Origin of the sequence: Sphingomonas sp. 37zxx (assembly GCF_000786205.1) — a bacterium.
In the GTDB taxonomy this organism is placed as follows: Bacteria; Pseudomonadota; Alphaproteobacteria; order Sphingomonadales; family Sphingomonadaceae; genus Sphingomonas.
In genome coordinates this window covers 24,601-43,390 of the sequence record NZ_JROH01000007.1, presented here as the reverse complement: position 1 = coordinate 43,390, position 18,790 = coordinate 24,601, and the positions used below count along the sequence as shown (strand labels likewise).

The 18,790-nt window shown below is 66.3% G+C and carries 22 protein-coding genes; 9 read left to right on the top strand and 13 right to left on the bottom strand.

The annotated features are described in order from the left end of the window. Positions 1–237 precede the first annotated feature (237 nt). Positions 238–1,320: an ATP phosphoribosyltransferase regulatory subunit gene (locus QU44_RS04460; protein WP_033920419.1), complete on the top strand. Its 1,083-nt coding sequence runs from the start codon at positions 238–240 to the stop codon at positions 1,318–1,320. Then, positions 1,317–2,777, top strand: a complete 1,461-nt coding sequence (locus QU44_RS04455; RefSeq protein ID WP_033920417.1) for a phospholipase D-like domain-containing protein — start codon at positions 1,317–1,319, stop codon at positions 2,775–2,777. The genes QU44_RS04460 and QU44_RS04455 overlap by 4 nt, the downstream gene beginning before the upstream one ends. Position 2,778: 1 nt before the next feature. Here the strand turns inward: QU44_RS04455 and QU44_RS04450 are convergent, their stop codons facing one another. Together QU44_RS04450 and QU44_RS04445 are read right to left on the bottom strand one after the other, a co-directional pair. Beyond that, positions 2,779–4,302, bottom strand: coding sequence for an ABC transporter permease/substrate-binding protein (locus tag QU44_RS04450; protein WP_033920414.1), 1,524 nt, complete (start codon positions 4,300–4,302; stop codon positions 2,779–2,781). After that, the gene (locus tag QU44_RS04445; RefSeq protein ID WP_033920412.1) at positions 4,299–5,081 is read right to left on the bottom strand and encodes an ATP-binding cassette domain-containing protein; all 783 of its coding nucleotides are present in this window, start codon (positions 5,079–5,081) and stop codon (positions 4,299–4,301) included. The genes QU44_RS04450 and QU44_RS04445 overlap by 4 nt, the downstream gene beginning before the upstream one ends. Positions 5,082–5,133: 52 nt before the next feature. Between QU44_RS04445 and QU44_RS04440 the strand changes: the two genes are divergently transcribed. Beyond that, entirely contained in the window at positions 5,134–5,922 is a 789-nt protein-coding gene (locus QU44_RS04440; RefSeq protein ID WP_033920411.1) for an SDR family oxidoreductase, read from the top strand. A 39-nt stretch (positions 5,923–5,961) separates the two neighbouring features. On the opposite strand, the gene QU44_RS04435 is transcribed toward QU44_RS04440, so the two are convergent. Beyond that, positions 5,962–6,252 (bottom strand): 4a-hydroxytetrahydrobiopterin dehydratase, encoded by a 291-nt coding sequence (locus QU44_RS04435; RefSeq protein WP_033920409.1) that lies wholly within the window; start codon positions 6,250–6,252, stop codon positions 5,962–5,964. 24 nt (positions 6,253–6,276) lie between these two features. On the opposite strand from QU44_RS04435, the gene QU44_RS04430 reads away from it, so the two are divergent. The 4 genes from QU44_RS04430 to QU44_RS04415 are packed head-to-tail and all read left to right on the top strand — an operon-like array spanning position 6,277 to position 8,256. Further along, positions 6,277–6,702 carry a metallopeptidase family protein gene (locus QU44_RS04430; RefSeq protein ID WP_131601168.1) on the top strand — a complete coding sequence of 142 codons (426 nt, stop codon included), beginning with the start codon at positions 6,277–6,279 and terminating at the stop codon, positions 6,700–6,702. Further along, positions 6,699–7,262 carry a heme ABC exporter ATP-binding protein CcmA gene (ccmA, locus tag QU44_RS04425; RefSeq protein ID WP_033920406.1) on the top strand — a complete coding sequence of 188 codons (564 nt, stop codon included), beginning with the start codon at positions 6,699–6,701 and terminating at the stop codon, positions 7,260–7,262. Before QU44_RS04430 ends, ccmA begins: the two co-directional genes overlap by 4 nt. Continuing rightward, complete coding sequence (locus tag QU44_RS04420; RefSeq protein ID WP_033920404.1) at positions 7,259–7,894, top strand: heme exporter protein CcmB; 636 nt, start codon at positions 7,259–7,261, stop codon at positions 7,892–7,894. Before ccmA ends, QU44_RS04420 begins: the two co-directional genes overlap by 4 nt. After that, positions 7,891–8,256 (top strand): hypothetical protein, encoded by a 366-nt coding sequence (locus tag QU44_RS04415; RefSeq protein ID WP_052134329.1) that lies wholly within the window; start codon positions 7,891–7,893, stop codon positions 8,254–8,256. Before QU44_RS04420 ends, QU44_RS04415 begins: the two co-directional genes overlap by 4 nt. Here QU44_RS04415 and QU44_RS04410 read toward each other — a convergent pair. The 10 genes from QU44_RS04410 to coxB form a co-directional block, all read right to left on the bottom strand. Further along, on the bottom strand, positions 8,253–9,125 hold the full coding sequence (locus QU44_RS04410) for a class I SAM-dependent methyltransferase (RefSeq protein WP_033920403.1): 873 nt from the start codon (positions 9,123–9,125) through the stop codon (positions 8,253–8,255). The genes QU44_RS04415 and QU44_RS04410 overlap by 4 nt on opposite strands. After that, positions 9,122–10,516 carry a threonine synthase gene (gene thrC, locus QU44_RS04405; protein ID WP_033920402.1) on the bottom strand — a complete coding sequence of 465 codons (1,395 nt, stop codon included), beginning with the start codon at positions 10,514–10,516 and terminating at the stop codon, positions 9,122–9,124. The genes QU44_RS04410 and thrC overlap by 4 nt, the downstream gene beginning before the upstream one ends. 251 nt (positions 10,517–10,767) lie before the next feature. Beyond that, the gene (locus QU44_RS04400; protein WP_033920400.1) at positions 10,768–11,424 is read right to left on the bottom strand and encodes an SURF1 family protein; all 657 of its coding nucleotides are present in this window, start codon (positions 11,422–11,424) and stop codon (positions 10,768–10,770) included. Then, on the bottom strand, positions 11,421–11,843 hold the full coding sequence (locus QU44_RS04395; RefSeq protein WP_443018073.1) for a DUF983 domain-containing protein: 423 nt from the start codon (positions 11,841–11,843) through the stop codon (positions 11,421–11,423). Before QU44_RS04395 ends, QU44_RS04400 begins: the two co-directional genes overlap by 4 nt. Continuing rightward, positions 11,840–12,739, bottom strand: a complete 900-nt coding sequence (locus QU44_RS04390; protein WP_033920398.1) for a cytochrome c oxidase subunit 3 — start codon at positions 12,737–12,739, stop codon at positions 11,840–11,842. Before QU44_RS04390 ends, QU44_RS04395 begins: the two co-directional genes overlap by 4 nt. A 35-nt stretch (positions 12,740–12,774) precedes the next feature. Beyond that, positions 12,775–13,323, bottom strand: coding sequence for a cytochrome c oxidase assembly protein (locus tag QU44_RS04385; protein WP_033920396.1), 549 nt, complete (start codon positions 13,321–13,323; stop codon positions 12,775–12,777). Then, positions 13,320–13,454 carry a hypothetical protein gene (locus tag QU44_RS18840; protein ID WP_269429159.1) on the bottom strand — a complete coding sequence of 45 codons (135 nt, stop codon included), beginning with the start codon at positions 13,452–13,454 and terminating at the stop codon, positions 13,320–13,322. The genes QU44_RS04385 and QU44_RS18840 overlap by 4 nt, the downstream gene beginning before the upstream one ends. After that, positions 13,451–14,356 (bottom strand): heme o synthase, encoded by a 906-nt coding sequence (locus QU44_RS04380; protein ID WP_033920394.1) that lies wholly within the window; start codon positions 14,354–14,356, stop codon positions 13,451–13,453. Before QU44_RS04380 ends, QU44_RS18840 begins: the two co-directional genes overlap by 4 nt. Before the next feature lie 112 nt (positions 14,357–14,468). Beyond that, positions 14,469–16,139: a cytochrome c oxidase subunit I gene (ctaD, locus tag QU44_RS04375; protein ID WP_033920392.1), complete on the bottom strand. Its 1,671-nt coding sequence runs from the start codon at positions 16,137–16,139 to the stop codon at positions 14,469–14,471. Between the two features lie 3 nt (positions 16,140–16,142). Beyond that, positions 16,143–17,240, bottom strand: coding sequence for a cytochrome c oxidase subunit II (gene coxB / locus QU44_RS04370; RefSeq protein ID WP_443018072.1), 1,098 nt, complete (start codon positions 17,238–17,240; stop codon positions 16,143–16,145). Positions 17,241–17,433: 193 nt separating this feature from the next. Between coxB and pyrE the strand changes: the two genes are divergently transcribed. Both pyrE and QU44_RS04360 read left to right on the top strand, forming a co-directional pair. Further along, positions 17,434–18,015: an orotate phosphoribosyltransferase gene (pyrE, locus tag QU44_RS04365; protein ID WP_033920390.1), complete on the top strand. Its 582-nt coding sequence runs from the start codon at positions 17,434–17,436 to the stop codon at positions 18,013–18,015. Then, on the top strand, positions 18,012–18,740 hold the full coding sequence (locus QU44_RS04360; protein ID WP_033920388.1) for a pyridoxine 5'-phosphate synthase: 729 nt from the start codon (positions 18,012–18,014) through the stop codon (positions 18,738–18,740). The genes pyrE and QU44_RS04360 overlap by 4 nt, the downstream gene beginning before the upstream one ends. The last annotated feature ends 50 nt before the right edge of the window (positions 18,741–18,790 follow it).

The window sequence follows — 18,790 nt, the reverse complement described above, 5'->3', positions numbered from 1 at the left end:
CCCGCTGGCGGGAGAAGGATAGCGTAGCTTAGCCGCGCAGCGGCTTAGCGAAGATTGGATGAGGGTGGTGCGAAGCGCTGCTTCGCGCGGTCGCGAATGCGACCGCACCACCCTCACCCAGCTACGACTAGGGCCGCATGAAGAATGCGACCCAAGTCTTCGCAACCCTCTCCCGCCAGCGGGAGAGGATGAAGGGGAATTGGTGACACGCTTTTCGTATCAGTATCTGGGCAGCCGATGACCGGTCTGCTTCCCGAAGGTTTCCACGATCGCCTGCCGCCCGCCGCCGATGCGGCGTCGCGGCTGGAGCGGCGGGTGCTCGATACCGCTTATGGCTATGGCTATGAGCAGGTCGATCCGCCGCTTGCCGAGTTCGAAGCGGCGCTTGGTGCGCGGCTCAAGGCTGCACGTGCCAGCGATGCGGTGCGCTTCGTCGATCCGGTGAGCCAGGCGACGCTGGCGATCCGGCCCGACATCACCGCGCAGGTGGGGCGCATTGCCGCCACCCGGATGGCGCATCACCCGCGCCCCGTTCGCCTCTCCTATGCCGGCGCGATCCTGAAGCTGCGCGCCTCGCAGCTTCGCCCTGAGCGCGCGATGCGCCAGATCGGGTGCGAACTGATCGGGCTCGACAGTGTCGCGGCGGCGCGCGAGATCGTCACCGTCGCGGTCGAGGCGCTGACCGCTGCGGGCATCACCGGCCTGTCGATCGATTTCACCTTGCCCGATCTGGTCGAGACGCTGGGCGATCTGCCGCCCGAGCAGCTCGAACCCTTGCGGATCGCGCTCGACGGCAAGGATGCCGCCGGGGTGGCCGCGATCGCGCCCGCCTATCTGCCGCTGATCGAGGCGGCGGGGCCGTTCGACCAGGCGCTGGCCAAGCTGCGCGGCAGCGCGCATGGGGCGGCGCTCGCCACCCGGCTCGACGGGCTGGCGGCGATTGCCGAGGCGTTGCCGCTGAACGTCGCGCTGACGCTCGACCCCACCGAACGGCATGGCTTTGAATATCAAAGCTGGCTTGGCTTTTCGATCTTTGCCACTGGCATCCCGATCGAAATTGGGCGCGGCGGCACCTATACCGTGATGCATGACGGCGGCACCGAAGAGGCGGCAGTCGGGTTCTCGCTCTATGCCGACCCGGTGCTCGAAGCCGGGTGCATCGCGGTCGAGCGGCGGCGGCTGTTCGTGCCCGAAGGAGCCGATGCCGCGACATGGCGCGCGCAGGGCTGGGTCACGGTCGCGGCGCTGACGCCCGATGACAACGCGGTCGCGCAATTATGTACCCATGTGCTTGGGTCCAACGGACCGGAGGCGATTTGAAGCTGAACGAACTGGGCTGGCGCACCGAACATGCCGACCGGGCCGCGCTGGTGGTCGATGCCGCCGATTATTATGCCTATGCGCGCAAGGCGATGATGGGCGCGACCGAGCAGATCATGCTGGTCGGCTGGGATTTCGACAGCCGGATCATCCTCGATCGCAGCCGCCCCGATGATGGCGCGCCGACCGAGCTGGGGCCGTTTCTGAGCTGGCTGGCCGATAATCGACCGGGATTGCAGATCAATATCCTGGCGTGGAGCGTGGTGACGATGAAGCTGCTGGGGCGCGGCACCACCGCGCTTCGGCTGCTGCGCTGGATGAAGCACAAGCAAATCACCTTCAAGACCGACGGCGCGCACCCCTTTGGCGCTAGCCATCATCAAAAGATCATCGTGATCGACAATTGCATGGCGTTTTGCGGCGGGATCGACATGACCGCGTCGCGATGGGACACGCGCCAGCATCTCGACAATGACGAGCGGCGGCGGCGGCCCTTTACCGAGCGGCGCTATATGCCCTGGCACGACGCATCGATGGCGCTCGAAGGGCCGGTGGCGGGGGCGCTGGGCGATCTGGCGCGCAAGCGCTGGGAAATTGCGGGCGGCGATCCCCTGCCGGTGCCGCAGGTGGCGTGCAACGCCTGGCCCGACGCGCTTCGCCCGCAATTCGAAGATATCGAGGTCACGATCGGCCGCACGCGCGGGCTGAACGGCGAGGTCGAGGAAATCCGCGAGATCGAGGCGTTGTTCGTCGCGATGATCGAGCGGGTCGAGCGTTATGCCTATATCGAGACACAATATTTCGCCTCGCGAGTGATCGCCGAGGCGATTACCAAGCGGCTCGACGAAGCAAACGGACCCGAGTTCGTGATCGTCAATCCCAAGGTCGCCGATGGCTGGCTCGAGGAAGAAGTGATGGGCGCGGCGCGCGCCGAATTGATCGACGCGATGCGCGAACATCCCAACCACCACCGCGCACAAATCTATACCCCGGTGACGCATCGCGAGGCCGACATCTATGTCCATGCCAAGGTGATGATCGCCGATGATCGCGTGCTGCGCGTGGGGTCGGCCAATATGAACAACCGCTCGATGGGGCTCGACAGCGAATGTGATGTCGTCATCGAAGCGACCGACGACGCGATGATCGCAACGATCGCGGGCCTGCGCGCCGGGCTGATGGCCGAGCATCTGGGGGTCGAGCCTGAAGTGGTCGAGCAGACGCTGGCCAAGACCGGATCGCTGATCGAGACGGTCGAGCGGCTGCGCGGCAGCGGGCGTTCGCTGGTACCGTTCGATCCGCCCGAAAAGGCCGAATGGCAGCGGGTGATGGCCAATGCCCAGGCGCTCGACCCCGAACATCCCGAAGCCGCGTTTGAACCTTCGCGACGCGGGCTGACGACCCGGGTGCGCGATCGTGCACGGCGGCTGCGAGGACGAGTGCGGCGGCGGATCTAGGCTAAAGCCCCAGCCGCTTGGCGAGCCAGGTCGCCGCTTCGGTGGGGGTGTCCTTATCGGTGTCACGATCGACGCGGTAGTTTGCTTCGCGCATTGCTTCGACATTTACCCGGCCCACCAGTGGCGCCATCGCGGCGAGGAAGCGGTCGTCCTGCGCGCGCGCGGGGGCGACCAGCAGCAGCGCGTCATAGCCGGGAATGGCTTGGCGGGGGTCGGTCAGCACCGTCAGCCGATCGGCGGCGATTCGGCCGTCGGAGGAGAAGGCGGGGATGACGTCGGCGGCACCGCTGGCCAGCGCGCGGTACATGAAGGTTGGGTGATAGGCGTTCTGGCTCGCGAAGCGCAGGCCATAGCGGTCGCGGACGTTGCGCCATTCGGGGCGTTCGAGGAACTCGACATCGGTGCCGAAGCGAAGCCGTGGTGCGACGCGCGCCAGATCGGTGAGCGAGGTCACCCCCAGCCGCTTGGCATCGGCTCCGCGCATGGCAAAGGCATAGGCGTTTTCGAACCCCAACGGCCCGACTAGCCGAACGCCATGCACCTCACGCGCCCAATCGCCGACACCGCGCACGATCGCGGCGCGCGAAGGGATGTCGTCGCGGCGCATTTCGTTGGCCCAGATCGTGCCCGAATAATCGACATAGACGTCGATATCGCCAGCTGCGAGCGCGCCGAACGCGACCGCCGATCCCAACCCTTCACGATAGCGCACCGCATAGCCCGCATCGGTCAGCCGGTCGCCGATCAGCCGGGCGAGGATATATTGCTCGGAAAAGCCTTTCGCGCCGACGGTGACGGTCTTCGTGCCGCTGGGCAAAGCGGGGGCCAGCGCGGCGAGCAGCCCGAACAGCAGCGCGCCGAGGCTGGCATAGACCTGCAACCGCCGCCGCGCGCGAATCCCGCGCTCGGCAAGTGCCAGCAGCAGATCGACGGTGAGCGCGAGGCCGGCGGCACCGATGCAACCGGCGAGCACCAGGCTCCAATTCTGCGTCTGTAGGCCCGCAAAGATCAGGTCGCCAAGGCTGGGCTGGCCCACGGTGGTGGCGAGCGTCGCCGCGCCGATCGTCCACACCGCCGCCGTGCGGATGCCCGCCATCAGCACCGGCGCGACCAATGGCGCCTCGACGATCCGCAGCTTTTGCCACGCGGTCATGCCGACGCCGTCGGCAGCTTCGAGGATCGCCGGGTCGAGCGTGGTGAGGCCGGTGACGCCGTTGCGCAGGATCGGCAGCAGCGCGTAGAGCGTCAGCGCTAGCAAGGCGGGCAGGAAGCCGAGTGCGGGGATGCCGCCGCCGACCAGGCCCGAAAGCCACAACAAGGCGGGATAGAAAAGCGCCAGCAGCGCGAGCGCGGGGACGGTCTGGACCAGGCTGGCGAACCCCAGCGCCACGCGGGCGACGGCGGGGCGGCGCGCCGACCACACGGCCAGCGGCAGTGCGATCGCCAGCCCGAGCAGCAGCGCGCTGAACGCCAGCAGCACATGTTGCGCCAGCAGATCGGGCACGCGGACAAAGGCTTCGCTCATACGCCGCGCTCTAGCGCCGCCAGCGCATGCGCCTGTTCGCGCGGCACCGCGACCAGCGCGTCAGCGGCAGGCCCGGCGCGCCCCGCCATCAGATCGGCGGGGGAGGCATCGGCGGCGACCGCGCCATCGGCCATCACCAGCACGCGATCGGCGAGCAGCATCGCCTCGGCCATGTCGTGGGTGACCAGGATCGTGGTGAGGCGCAGCCGGTCGTGCAGCGCGCGGATCGCCTTGCCCAGCTCGCTTCGCGTGACCGGATCGAGCGCGCCAAAGGGTTCGTCCATCAGCAGCAATTTGGGCTGGGTGGCGAGCGCGCGGGCGACGCCGACCCGCTGGCGCTGGCCGCCTGATAGCGCATCGGGCGCGCGGCTGGCGATGTCGGCGGGAAGATCGACCAGGCTGAGGAGTTCGGTGATGCGCGCATCGGTTCTCGGGAAGGGGGTATCCCCGATCCGCAAGCCGATCGCGATATTCTCAGCCACGCTGAGATGCGGGAACAGCCCGACATTCTGGAAGACATAGCCCATCCGCCGGCGCAGCGCGTGGGCGGGGCCGGTGGCGACCGGCGCGCTGTCGATCATTACGCGGCCGCTGCTGGGGTCCACCAGCCGGTTGACGGTCTTGAGCAAGGTCGACTTGCCCGATCCCGAGGTGCCGACCAGCGCGACGAAGCTGCCGCCGGCGATCACCAGGTCGACCCCGCGCACCGCGACCACCCCGCCCGGATAGGTTTTGGTCACGCCTTCAAAGGCGACGCTGGGGCCTGAAACATCTGGCATTGCGTCACGCCATGCGGAAGGATGGTGCGAAGGTCAAAAGAAAGGGGCGAGGATGGGTGAGGATATGCATCGCAGGCGATTGTTCGTCACCGGCGGCGGATCGGGGATCGGACGCGCGGTGGCGCGGCTGTTTGCCGAGCGCGGCTGGCAAGTGGGGCTGGCCGATATCGACGAGGCCGGGCTGGTCGCGGTCCAGCGCGAATTGCCCGCCGGTCGCGCCAGCACGCATGTGATGGACGTGCGCGATCGGGCGCAATGGGCGGCGGCGCTGGCCGATTTCGCGCCCGATGGACGAATCGACGTGGTCTTCAACAATGCCGGGATCGCGGCGAGCGGCGGCTTTGCCGATGCCGACCCAAGCGCGCTGGAGCGCTGTATCGCGATCAACTTCACCGGCGTCGTCCACGGCGCGCACGCGGCGCACCGCTATTTGAAGGCAACGCCGGGATCGTGCCTGCTCAACACCGCATCGGCAGCGGGGATTTATGGCACAGCGGGGGCGGCGATCTATAGCGCGACCAAGTTCGCGGTGCGCGGGCTGACCGAGGCACTGGACGGCGAATGGCGCGCCGACGGGATTAAGGTCCGATCACTGATGCCAAGCTTCATCGACACGCCGCTGCTCGACGCGCTGGTGCCGGGCACCAACGCCAATGTGCGCGAGCGCGTGGCGGCGGCGGGGCTGGAGTTCACCCCGGTCGAGCGCGTTGCCGAGGCGGCGTGGGCGGCGGTGCAGGGGGATATGGTGCACACGGTAGTGGGCAAGACCGCCGAGCGGATGAAGTTCGCCGCACGCTGGATGCCCGAAAAGTTGCGGCGGCAAATGGGGCGGGGGGTGTGATCTTAGCCCCCTCCCGCAGGGGGGAGGGGGTTTTGGCGGTCAGTCGACCAGCGCGTCGATTGCCTGCGCCATGTCGATGTCGCGCGCCGACAGTCCGCCAGCATCGTGGGTCGTCAACAGGATTTCCACACGGTTATACACATTCGACCATTCGGGGTGATGGTCGGCCTTTTCCGCCAGGAGTGCGACGCGGGTCATGAAGCCGAATGCCTCGACGAAATCGGCAAAGCCGAAACTGCGGGTGATCGCGTCGCGGGCTTCGTCGTGATCCCATTCGGGCAGACCTTCGAGCGCTTCGACTCGCTCGGCTTCGCTCAGTTGCTCGATCATCTTGTGTCTCCTATGCCCGGCGTCATGGCCGAAACCACTGCCGCTTGCCAAGCCGCTCCCGACGCCGCCGCGATCGAGGCGATGGCGCGCGCGGCGCTGGCGCGAATCCCGTCGCCCTTTGCCGAGCATCTGGCCGACGTCGTGCTGTTGATCGAGGATTATGCCGATGACGAGACGCTCGATGCGCTGGGCATCGACGAGCCGATCGCGCTGACCGGCATCTATCACGGCCGCCCGATCGGCGAGAAATCGAGCTTCGAAAGCGGCGCGCTGCCCGATCGCATCCATCTGTACCGCTTGCCGATCCTGTGGGAGTGGATCGAGACCGGCGTCGCGCTCGACGCGCTGGTGCATCATGTCGTGGTGCATGAGGTGGGGCATCATTTCGGGCTGTCCGACGACGATATGCACGCGCTGGAAGACACTGCCGGGGAGGACGGCGCGGCGTGAGCCTGACGTTCCACGACGTAAGCTGCACGCGCGGCGGGCGGGTGCTGTTCGCGGGACTGTCGTTCGCGGTCGCTGCGGGCGAGGCGCTGGCGGTGCGTGGGCCGAATGGCGTGGGCAAGTCGAGCCTGGTGCGGCTGGCGGCCGGGCTGGTGCCGCCAAGCGCGGGGCGGATCGAGCGGCCCGAGCGGGTGGCGCTGATGCATGAGGGGATGGCGCTCGATCACGAACTCCCGCTGGGACAGGCGCTGGGCTATTGGGCGGCGATCGACGGTCGCGCTGACCGGGTTGAGGCGGCGCTTGATGCGGTGGCGATGGCCGAATTGGCCGAGGTGCCGGTGCGATTCCTGTCGACCGGGCAGCGGCGACGCGCGGCGCTGGCGCGAGTGATCGCGAGCGATTCGGTATTGTGGCTGCTCGACGAGCCGGCAAACGGCCTCGACGTCGCGGCGGTGGCGCGGCTGGGCGAGGCGATTGCGGCGCACCGTGCCGGCGGCGGCGCGGTGCTGGTGGCGACGCATGTTCCGGTGGCGTTGCCTGACGCGCGCGAGATCCTGCTTTGAGCGCGTTCGCCGCGATTGCCTGGCGTGAGGTGCGGCGCGCCTGGACCAGCGGCGGGGTGCTGTTGCCGGTCGCGTTCTTCCTGTTGGTGACGATCCTGTTCCCCTTTGCGGTAGGGCCGGACGGCGCATTGTTGGGGCGGATTGCTGGCGGTGTGGTGTGGTCGGCTGCGTTGCTGGCGGCGTTGCTGCCGGTCGAGCGGCTGGTGGGGCCGGACCTGGAGGCCGGGGTGATCGACCAATGGGTGGTGCGCGGGATCGGCGATCCGCTGATCGCGCTGGCCAAGATTGCGGGGCATTGGCTTGGCTTCGGGCCGCCGCTGATCGCCGCGACGGTGATCGCGGCGGGGCTGCTCGGCATGTCGGGCGAGCAATTGGGCCGCACCGCGCTGGCGCTGGCGATCGGCACGCCGGGGCTGGCGGCGCTGGCGGTGGCGACCAGCGCGCTGACCGCTGGCTTGCGCGGGGCGGGGGCGATTGCCGGGCTGGTGATGCTGCCGCTGGCGCTGCCGCTGCTGATCTTCGGCGCGGGCGAGGGGCCGGGGGCGGTGAAGCTGCTCGGCGCGGTCAGCCTGTTGCTGCTGGCGGGCGCGCCGTTCGTGGCCGGCGCTGCGATGAAGGTGGGGCGCGAATGACGAGTGGCTTGTGGCAGCGCGACCTGCTGCGTGCGGTGGTGGTGGCGGTGGGCGCTACCTTGTTCTGGCTGGCGGCGAACCGGTTGGGCGGGACGCGCGAGCCTTGGGACGGGCCATTTTATTGGTCGTTGACCTATCCGGCGGCGCTCGCGATTAGTGCGGGGCTGGGCGGGGTGTTTCCCTGCCGGGCCTGGCTCTGGGCGCTTATCCTGATCCTCGCGCAAGTGCCGGTAATGATCGCGGCGGCGGGGACCGGGCCGCTGCTGCCGGTCGGCATTATCTTCGCGCTTTTCCTGTCGCTGCCCGCGGTCGCGGTTGCCGAGGGCGTCGCGTTCGCCCGCCGCCGGGCGCGGCGCGGCTAGTCGCGCGACCAGCGCGCCCAGATCGCGGTTGGTAGTTCGAGGCCGCGTGCTTCCTCGCGTACCGTCAGTTCGCCCGCTTCGACGGTGCCGCCCAGATCGGCGACATGCTGGCGAAGTAGTTCGCCGATCGCCAGCGCCGACATGCGGACGGCGTACACCGTGAGGAACAGGAAGCGCGAATCGGCGTCGAGCAAGCGGCGGCAATCGGCGATCAGCGGGGCGAGGCCTTCCTCGAGCTTCCACACTTCGCCCGCCGGGCCGCGGCCCCATTTGGGGGGATCGAGGATGATACCGTCATAGCGGCGGCCGCGGCGGACTTCGCGCGCGGCGAATTTGCCCGCATCCTCGACCAGCCAGCGGATCGGTGACTCGGTCATGCCCGACAAAGCGGCATTGGCCTTGGCCGCTTCGACCGACTTTTTCGACGCATCGACATGCACCATCCGCGCCCCCGCCGCCGCCAGCGCGAGCGTGCCGACCCCGGTATAGCCGAACAGGTTCAGCGCCTCGGGATCGGCAGCGCCCGCCAGCCGATCGCGCATCCAGTCCCATACCGGAGCCATGTCGGGGAAGAAGCCGAGGTGGCGGAACGGGGTGTTCTGCGCGGTGAAGGCGACCTCGCGCCAGGCCAGCGGCCAGCCGTCGCGCGGGACCGGGCCGTTATAATGCCAGCGCCCGCCGCCTTCGTCGTCCGACGCCGGGATGAACTCGCCATCGGCCTCCCATACCGGGTTGGCGGGTGCCCACATCGCCTGTGGCTCGGGGCGGATGAAGCGATATTGGCCGTAACGCTCCAACTTGCGGCCATTGCCCGAATCGATCAGCCCGTAATCGGCCCAGGCTTCGCCGGTGAGGGTGATCAGGCTCATGCGCGCGGGGTGGCCCGCTGCGCGATATAGGCGGTGACCGCGTCGAAGGTCGCGTCGATCGTGTCGTAGCGTTCCTCGCGGTCGAACAAATTACCGATGCGGGCGGGCAGGCTGGGGCGGATGCCGGTCGCACGTTCGACGGCGTCGCGGAACTTGGCAGGGTGCGCGGTCGCCAGCGTCACCATCGGCGTGTCGCCGGCATCGGCGCGCGCGGCGGCAAGGCCGATCGCGGTGTGCGGATCGATCACCTGGCCGCCATGTTCGTGCGCCCAGCGCAGCGCCTGTGCCATGCCGTTTTCGTCGATCCGGGCCGAGCTGAAGATACCCGCCGCGCCCTCGCGCTGGCGGTTGGTGAGCATCATCGCGCGGGTCGATTCGAATCCCGCCATCTGATCGGCCAGTGCCGCACCGCTGCGCTCGCCGAGTTCAAACAACAGCCGTTCGAAATTCGAGCTGACCTGAATGTCCATCGATGGCGTCGCGGTGGGGGTGACGATCCCGCTGGAATAATCACCCGACGACAGCGCGCGGTGGAGGATGTCGTTGACGTTGGTGGCGACGATCAGCCGTTCGATCGGCAGCCCCATGCGCGCCGCGACATAGCCCGCGAACACATCGCCGAAATTGCCGGTGGGAACCGAAAAGGCGACCTTGCGATCGGGGGCGCCCAGGCGGACGGCGGTGTAGAAATAATAGACCACCTGCGCCATCAACCGCGCCCAGTTGATCGAATTGACCGCTGACAGCGCATAGCGGGTCGAGAAGGCGGGATCGCGGAACATCGCCTTTACCAGCGCCTGCGCGGTATCGAAATCGCCGCGAATCGCGATGTTATAGACATTGGGTGCCAGCACCGTCGTCATCTGGCGGCGCTGGACGTCGCTCACCCTCCCCTCGGGGTGGAGCATGAAGATGTCGACGCCGGTGCGGCCCGCCAGCGCGTCGATCGCCGCCGATCCGGTATCGCCCGAGGTTGCGCCGATCACCGTCAACTGGCCCTGACGCCCCGACAGGAACCGTTCGAACAGCAGCCCGACCAGTTGCAGCGCGACGTCCTTGAACGCCAGCGTCGGGCCGTGGAACAATTCGAGCAGCCAGTGGCGCTGGTCGAGCTGGACCAGCGGCGTGACGGCGGCATGGGCGAAGCGGCCATAGGCAGTGGTGCACAGCGCGCGCAGTTCGTCTTCGGTCAGGCTGCCCGCGACGAAGGGGGCCATGACGCGCACCGCGGTTTCGACATAGGACAGCCCCTGCATGGCGGCAATTTCGTCGCGGCTGAAACTCGGCCATGTCTCGGGCACATACAGCCCGCCATCCGATGCAAGTCCTGCCAGCGTCACGCCCTCGAAATCGAGGACGGGCGCGTTCCCCCTGGTGCTGATATAGCGCATGGGCGGATCGATTAGGCGGTTCGGGCGGCGGGGGCAATCCACCCACTGAACGGGTCGGCAATTGGCAGCGATTCGGGGCGGGCCATGGCTCGGAAAGCTACAAAAGCTACACTACGTACCCCCTGGATTCGCCCCTTCCGCATGCCGAACCGTGAAGCCGTCGGAAGAGGCGAGGGGCGGTGCATGCGACGGGCGTAGCAAGGTGGGGCGTTGTAGGACAGCGGCGTGCGGGAGGGTGCCGGAAAGCGCGCTTACCCTTGCGGCGGCTTCATCCGGCGTCTGACCGCCAGGCCATAGATCACCAAGGCGATCGCAGCGAAGGCGAACCATTGGACGGCATAAGCCAGATGATTGTTGGGCACGCCCGAGGGATCGGGGGCGCGGCTGGGCAGCAGGCTGGGGACCGGCGGGGTCTGTGCGACCAGCATCAACCGATCGGGGGTGGCGCCGCCGAACCAGCGTTGCAGCAGCGGCGCGCTGTTGGGAGCATAGGTCAGCTGGCCGATGACCGGGCCGCCGCGCCAGACGGGCATGAACCCCGGATCGGCAGCGACCCCCATTTCGACCTGAAAGGCGGTGCCCGATGGCAGCGCGCAATCGGCGATGTAGCGATAGCCGCTGGCCCCGTCGGCCGAACGTCCCGCCGCGCGTGCGATAGTGCCGGTGCTGACGCAATCGGCGCTGGCACGGCGGAACAGATAGCGTTCGCCGACCGGCGGATCGGGAAAGGCGATGACGGGCAGGTCGGCATTTTGCGCGAAGCTGGCCAGCAGCGCTTCCTTGCCGTCGCGCCGCTGAAGCTGCCAGAAGCCGAGCGTGACCATGATCGCCGCTGCCAGCACGACGATGACGGTCGCGACGATCGGCAGCCGCTTGAGGATCGGTTGCGGGACGGCGGGCTGGGTCATGGGTGATCGATCCGTTGGCGACCCTCGCGCGCCGCGTTGCGATATTCGAGGACGAGCAAGGTCACCTTGGCGATCCGCAGCGATCCGATGACCGCGATGATCGTCAGCGGCACCCAGAGCGCGACATGCACCCACCATCGCGGCGAATAGGCGAGTTCGACGACGATCGCGAGGATGGTGATGAGCGTGCCGACGCCGAAGGTGAGAAAGGCGGCGGGGCCGTCATCGACGTTGAATTGCAGAAAATCGAGGCCGCAATTCGAACATCTGGGGGCAAAGCGCAGCATCCCGGCGAACAGGGTAGGCTCGGCGCAACGCGGGCAACCGCCAGTGATCGACAGCCGATACAGCGAGGCCGGCGACGCAGGGAGCGGTGCCCCCGGCGCGCCGGCCTCTTGCTCAGGTTCGGTAGGGGTCAACCGGCGTGGATCGGTGCGTTCCAGCCGCCCCAGACATAGATGACGACGAACAGGAACAACCAGACGACGTCAACGAAATGCCAGTACCAGGCAGCGGCCTCGAAGCCGAAATGCTGGCGCGGGGTGAAATCGCCGCGATAGGCGCGGAACAGGTTGACCATCAGGAAGATGGTGCCGACCAGGACGTGGAAACCGTGAAAGCCGGTCGCCATGTAAAAGGCCGAGCTGTAGTTCGACTGCCCGAACGCGAACGGCGCGTGCATATATTCATATGCCTGGACGCAGCTGAAGATCAGGCCGAGGATGACCGTGGCCCACAGCCCCTTGAGCACGCCATCGTCTTCGCCGACGCCCATCAGGCCCCACAGGCCCTTTTTGGCACCGCCGCGCTGATTGTGGATCAGGGCATGGTGCGACCAGGTGATGGTGGTGCCCGACAGCAGCAGGATGAAGGTGTTCAGCAGCGGAAATTCAAACGCGCTGATCACTTCCAGGCCACGCGGCGGCCATTGCGCGATCGCATCGGCAGCAACCGAGACCACGCCATCGGCATATTCGACCGGCACGGGGAAGAACGAGAAATCGAACCACGCCCAGAACCAGCCGACGAAGAACATCACTTCCGAAGCGATGAACAGGATCATGCCATAGCGCAGGTGAAGCTGGACGACCGGGGTGTGATCGCCCGCATGCGCTTCGCGCACGACATCGACCCACCAGCTGCCCATCATGAACAGCGTCGCGGCGAGACCCGCCAGCAGCACGAAGCCGCCACCGGCAGCCTCGTGCATATACATGATGCCGCCCGCAGCGAGCAGCAGCACTGCCATCGAACTGGCCATCGGCCAGATGCTGGGCGGTAGGATATGATAATCGTGGTTCTTGGCGCCGGCCATATCTTCGTCCTGTCAGGCGTGTCTTTGCGAATGCTCTAGCTTGCTGCCTTCGCGGAATCCACCGGGTAAAATGTATAAGATAGCGTGATTTCCTGCACCGTGCGGGCATCGGGATCGGTAGCGATCGCCGGATCGACGAAATAGACCACCGGCATCCGCATTTCCTCACCCGGCTGCAACGTTTGCTCGGTGAAGCAGAAACATTGTATCTTGCTGAAATACTTGCCTGCCTGTGCGGGCGTGACGTTGAACGTCGCGGTGCCGGTGACTGGCTTGTCCGAATTATTCCGGGCGGTGAAGAACGCCATTTCGCGCTCGCCCAGCGACACCTTCATGCTGCGCTGGTCGGGCGTGAAGCGCCAGGGCAGCGCGGTGCTGGTGTTGCTGTCGAACGCGACGGTCATCTGCTGCCCGGTTGCGCCCCGGATCGCCCCTGGCGCGGCATCGGCGCGCTGGGTGGTGCCGCCAAAGCCGGTGGCCTGGCAGAACATGCGATACAGCGGCACGCTGGCGAAGCCGACGCCGGTCATGCTGACGACGCCCGCGGCGGCGATCAAGGCGGTGCGAAGGTTGCGGTCGATCATGAGGTCGCGTTGCCCATCTTGATGATGCTGATCGCATACATCAGCACGACGAAGCCGCCGAGCAGGAGCGCCAGGACGAGCGCGCGCGAACGCTGGCGCTTGCGGATCAGCTTTTCGTCGTCGGGGGTCATGCCAATACCTGCGCGTCGACGACCAGCGCGCCGAAAAGGATGAAGAGATAGAGGATCGAGAATTTGAACAGCTTTTTCTCTGGCGTCATTGCATCGCCCGGTTGGGTGCGCCGCATCGTCACGATCAACGCCAGCACGGCGAAGATCGCAGTGGTCGCCACCGCAACGGTGCCATAGATCCAATCGGTCAGGCCAAGCGGCCAGGGCGCGATCACTGCGGCTGCCATCGGAATCGTGTACAGTCCGACATGCTGGCGGGTCACGCGCTCACCCGCGACGACGGGGAGCATCGGCACGCCGGCATTGGCGTAATCGGTCTCGACAAACAGCGCGAGCGCCCAGAAATGTGGCGGCGTCCACAGAAAGATGATCGCGAACAGCAGGATCGGCATCAGCGTGACGTCGCCGGTGGCTGCGGCCCAGCCGATCATCGGCGGGAAGGCACCGGCGGCACCGCCGATCACGATGTTCTGCGGCGTGCGGCGCTTGAGCCACACGGTGTAGACCAGGACGTAGAACAGGATCGATACCGCGAGGATCGCTGCGGCGACCAAGTTCACCGTCAGCCCCATCAGCAGGACCGAGAAAATCGCGAGGCCGACGCCGAATTGCAGCGCGGTGTCGCGGTCCATCCGGCCGGCGGGCAGCGGGCGCTTGGCGGTGCGCTTCATCCGCGAGTCGAGATCGACTTCATACCATTGATTGAGCGTGCCAGCCGCGCCGGCGGCGAGCGCGATGCACAGGATCGCGGTGAAGCCGATGACGGGATGCACCGAAACCGGGGCGGCGAGCAGGCCGCAAAGCCCCGTATAGACGACCAGGCTCAACACGCGCGGTTTGGTCAGCGCGAGAAAATCGCGCCAGTCGGCGGTGATCGGGGTCGTGACGGTTGCGGCGTTCATGTTTTTCTTCCCCCCTCCCACTCGGGGAGGGGCAGGGGGAGGGTATTTGGGGAGCGACCTCGAACAGGCGCTCTCCGGACCCCTCCCGCGAGCGGGAGGGGGAGTGCGATCATCAGTCGATCTTTGGCAGCGTTTCGAACTGATGGAACGGCGGCGGGCTCGAAAGGGTCCATTCGAGGGTGGTTGCACCCTCACCCCATGGATTGCCTTCGGCCTTCTTGCCCGACACCAGCGACATGATGATGTTCACAAAGAAGATCACCATGCCCACCGCCATGATGAGATAGCCATAGCTGGCGATCTCGTTCCAATAGGCATAGGCGTCAGGATAGTCGGGGTAGCGGCGCGGCATGCCCTGGAGACCCAGGAAGTGCATCGGGAAGAACATGATGTTCACGCCCGCGAAGAACACCCAGAAGTGCAACTGGCCCAGCAGTTCGCTGTACATCTTGCCCGACATTTTCGGGAACCAGTAGTAGAAGCCGGCGAACAGGCCGAACACTGCACCCAGCGACAGCACATAGTGGAAATGCGCGACCACATAATAGGTGTCGTGCATGTAATCGTCGACGCCGCCATTGGCGAGCACGACGCCGGTCACGCCACCGACGGTGAACATGAAGATGAAGCCGATCGCCCACAGCATGGGCGTCTTGAACGTCATCGAGCCGCCCCACATCGTCGCGATCCACGAGAAGATCTTGATGCCGGTGGGGACCGCGATGACCATCGTCGCGGCGGTGAAGTACATCTTGGTGTTCACCGACAGGCCGGTGGTGAACATATGGTGTGCCCAGACGACGAAGCCGACGACGCCGATCGCGACCATGGCATAGGCCATGCCGAGATAGCCGAACACGGGCTTGCGGCTGAAGGTTGCGACGATCTGGCTGACGATGCCGAAGCCCGGCAGGATCATGATGTACACTTCGGGATGGCCGAAGAACCAGAACAGATGCTGGTACAGCACCGGATCGCCGCCACCGGCGGGATCGTAGAAGGTGGTGCCGAAGTTACGGTCGGTCAGCAACATGGTGATGGCGGCGGCGAGCACCGGCAGCGCGAGCAGCAGCAGGAAGGCGGTGACCAGCACCGACCACACGAACAGCGGCATTTTGTGCAGCGTCATGCCCGGCGCGCGCATGTTGAAGATGGTGGTGATGAAGTTGATCGCGCCGAGGATCGACGAGGCCCCTGCGATGTGGAGCGACAGGATCGCCATGTCGACTGCCGGACCCTGATGGCCATAGGTCGACAGCGGTGCGTAGACCGTCCAGCCGGTGCCGGCACCCGAGCCGAAGAACGGCGAGGCGAGCAGCAGCGCGAAGGCGGGGATCAGCAGCCAGAACGACACGTTGTTCATGCGCGGGAACGCCATGTCGGGCGCACCGATCATGATCGGCACGAACCAGTTGCCAAAGCCGCCGATCATCGCGGGCATGACCATGAAGAACACCATGATCAGGCCGTGTGCGGTAATCAGCACGTTCCACAGGTTGAGCGACTGATCGAAGCTCTGGACGTCGCCGCCCGCCAGCATGGTTGCCCACATCGGCAGATACTGAATGCCGGGTTCGGCCAGTTCCACCCGCATCAGCCCCGAAATCGCGCCACCGATCAGGCCGGCAACGATCGCGAAGATCAGATAGAGGGTGCCGATGTCCTTGTGGTTGGTCGACATGAACCAACGCGCAAAGAATGCGGGGTGATCATGCGCGGCACTGGCGTGCCCATGATCGTGATGCGCCTGGAAAGCGCTGGGGTTAAGGGCGGTGTCGGTCATGGCTTACTGGTCCATATTGCCGGCGCTGCCGGCGGTGCCGCCGGCTGCTGGGGTCGTCGTCGAAGCCGGAGCGACGGCGTCCGCCGCAGGGCTGGTTGCAATTGCAGGAGTTGCCGTGGCGGCAGCAGCGGCTGCTTCGCCGGGCATCTCGCCACCCTTGGCACGAATCCACTGCGCGAACACGTCAGGCGAAACCGCCTCGACCGCGATCGGCATGAAGGCGTGGCGCGAGCCGCAAAGTTCGGAACACTGACCGAAATACAGGCCGGGCTCGCGAATGGTGAAGCTGGTTTCGTTCAACCGGCCGGGGATCGCGTCCATCTTGATCCAGAAGGCGGGCATAGCCCAGCTATGGATCACGTCGTTGGCGGTAGTGATCAGCCGGATCGGCGTGCCCACCGGCAGGACGATGCGGTTGTCGACTGCCAGCAGGCGAGGACCGTCGGCATCGGTGCGAGCGCGCTGGCCGGTCGGAACCTGATCGGCCTCCTTGAGCATGTTCGCGGTGAACGATACGCCGCCATGATCGGGGTATTCGTAGCTCCAATACCATTGATTGCCGATCGCCTTCAGCGTGATCGCATTGGCAGGCGCGGGTTCATATTGGGCGGCGAGCAGGCGGATCGACGGGATCGCGATCAGCGCCAGGATGATGACCGGCGCCGCGGTCCACACGATTTCGATCATCGTGTTGTGCGACGTCTTTGACGGCACAGGATTGGCGGCGCGGCGATAGCGCACCACCACCCATGCCAGCAGCGCCAGCACGAACAGCGAGATGACGGTGATCACCGGCACCAGGATGGCGTTGTGGAACCAGGCGGCGTCTTCGCCGAGATCGGTCGCCTGATGCTGGATACCGATCGAACGGTCGGTCGGCTGGCCGATACCTGCGGTCGCCGTCAGGCGAGGGGCGCCAGCCGCGTCCAGCGTCGGATCGGCGGGTGTAGCAGCCGCCGTCGATTCGCTTGCCACTGGTTTGCTCGTCAGCGGCGCCGCAACGGGCGTTGTTGCCGAAGCGGGGGGTGCCGCTTCCTGAGCAATAGCAGTGCCGGCAAATGCCAGCCCTGCCGCTACCATCATCGTCTTGAACCCGTTCATCCGCATTGTCTCAGGTCATCCTAGCCGAGCAGCGCCCAATCGCGCAGTTGCGACCATCCGTCGGTCGTTTGCGGCTGGCCTATACCCATGGATGCCGCTTGTCTCAAGCTTGTCACACCCGGTTTTTGGGTCATGGTTGCGATGCAGTGCGCCCGACCCTATTCTTTATAGCTTGAATTGGGCCGGGGCGAGCATGAACGAAGACGAGATTCTGGCGGAGTTCCGCGCTGCCGAGGCGTTGTTGGAAGGGCATTTCATCCTTTCGTCCGGGTTGCGATCCTCACGCTATCTACAATGCGCGCGCGTTTTGATGGATCCATCGCGTGGGGCACGCCTTGCCGAAGCATTGGTACGTTCGCTGCCAGAGGAGGTTTGGTCGCGAATCGAAATCGTGGTATCGCCGGCAATGGGCGGCGTGATCGCCGGGCACGAGATGGGCCGGGCGCTTGGCGTAGAGGCATTGTTCCTCGAGCGACCCGAAGGTGTGTTCGAATTGCGGCGGGGGTTTCGCCTGAAGCCCGGACAGCGGGTGCTGATGATGGAGGATGTCGTCACCACCGGCCTTTCTTCGCGCGAGGCGATCGCGGCAATCCGGCGCGCCGGCGGCGACGTGATTGCGGCGGCGTCGTTGGTCGATCGCTCGAACGGTGCAGCCGAGCTTGGCGTGCCGTTCTTTCCGCTGATCCGGCTTGACGTGCCAAGCTATGATCCGGCCGATCTGCCGCCCGAGCTTGCGGCGATCCCGGCGATCAAGCCCGGCAGTCGCGCCGCATGACCCAGATGCTTCGCCTGGGTGTCAATATCGATCATGTCGCCACCGTGCGAAATGCGCGCGGCTGCGGCTATCCCGATCCGGTGCGCGCCGCGCTGGTGGCGACTAAGGCCGGGGCCGACGGCATCACCGCGCATCTGCGTGAGGACCGGCGGCATATCACCGATGGCGACATCGAACGGCTGGTCGCCGAACTGACGGTGCCGCTGAACCTGGAAATGGCCGCGACGCAGGAAATGCTGGCGATCGCGCTTCGCCACCGTCCGCATGCGGTGTGCATCGTGCCCGAAAAGCGCGAAGAGCGCACCACCGAAGGCGGGCTGGACGCGGCGGGGATGCACGAGCTGCTCGCGCCGATGGTCGCGGCGCTGACCGCAAACGGATCGCGCGTATCGCTGTTCATCGAGCCCGAAGCGCGCCAGATCGAGGCTGCGGTTCGGCTGGGGGTGCCGGTGGTCGAGCTGCATACCGGGCTGTATTGCGAACTGGCGGGCGAGGCGCAGGTTGCCGAATTGCGGCGGATCGCCGATGCGGCGGCGCTGGCGGCCAAGAACGGCATCGAAGTCCATGCCGGCCACGGCCTGACCTATGACAATGTCACCCCGATCGCGGCGATCCCGCAGGTGCGCGAGCTGAACATCGGCCATTTCCTGATCGGCGAGGCGATTTTCGATGGCATGGGCGCGGTGGTGCAGCGGATGCGCGCGCTGATGGACGAGGCGCGTTGAGGCCGGTGGCGAATCCTCCTCGAGCTTGCTCGGGGAGGGGGGCCATGCGC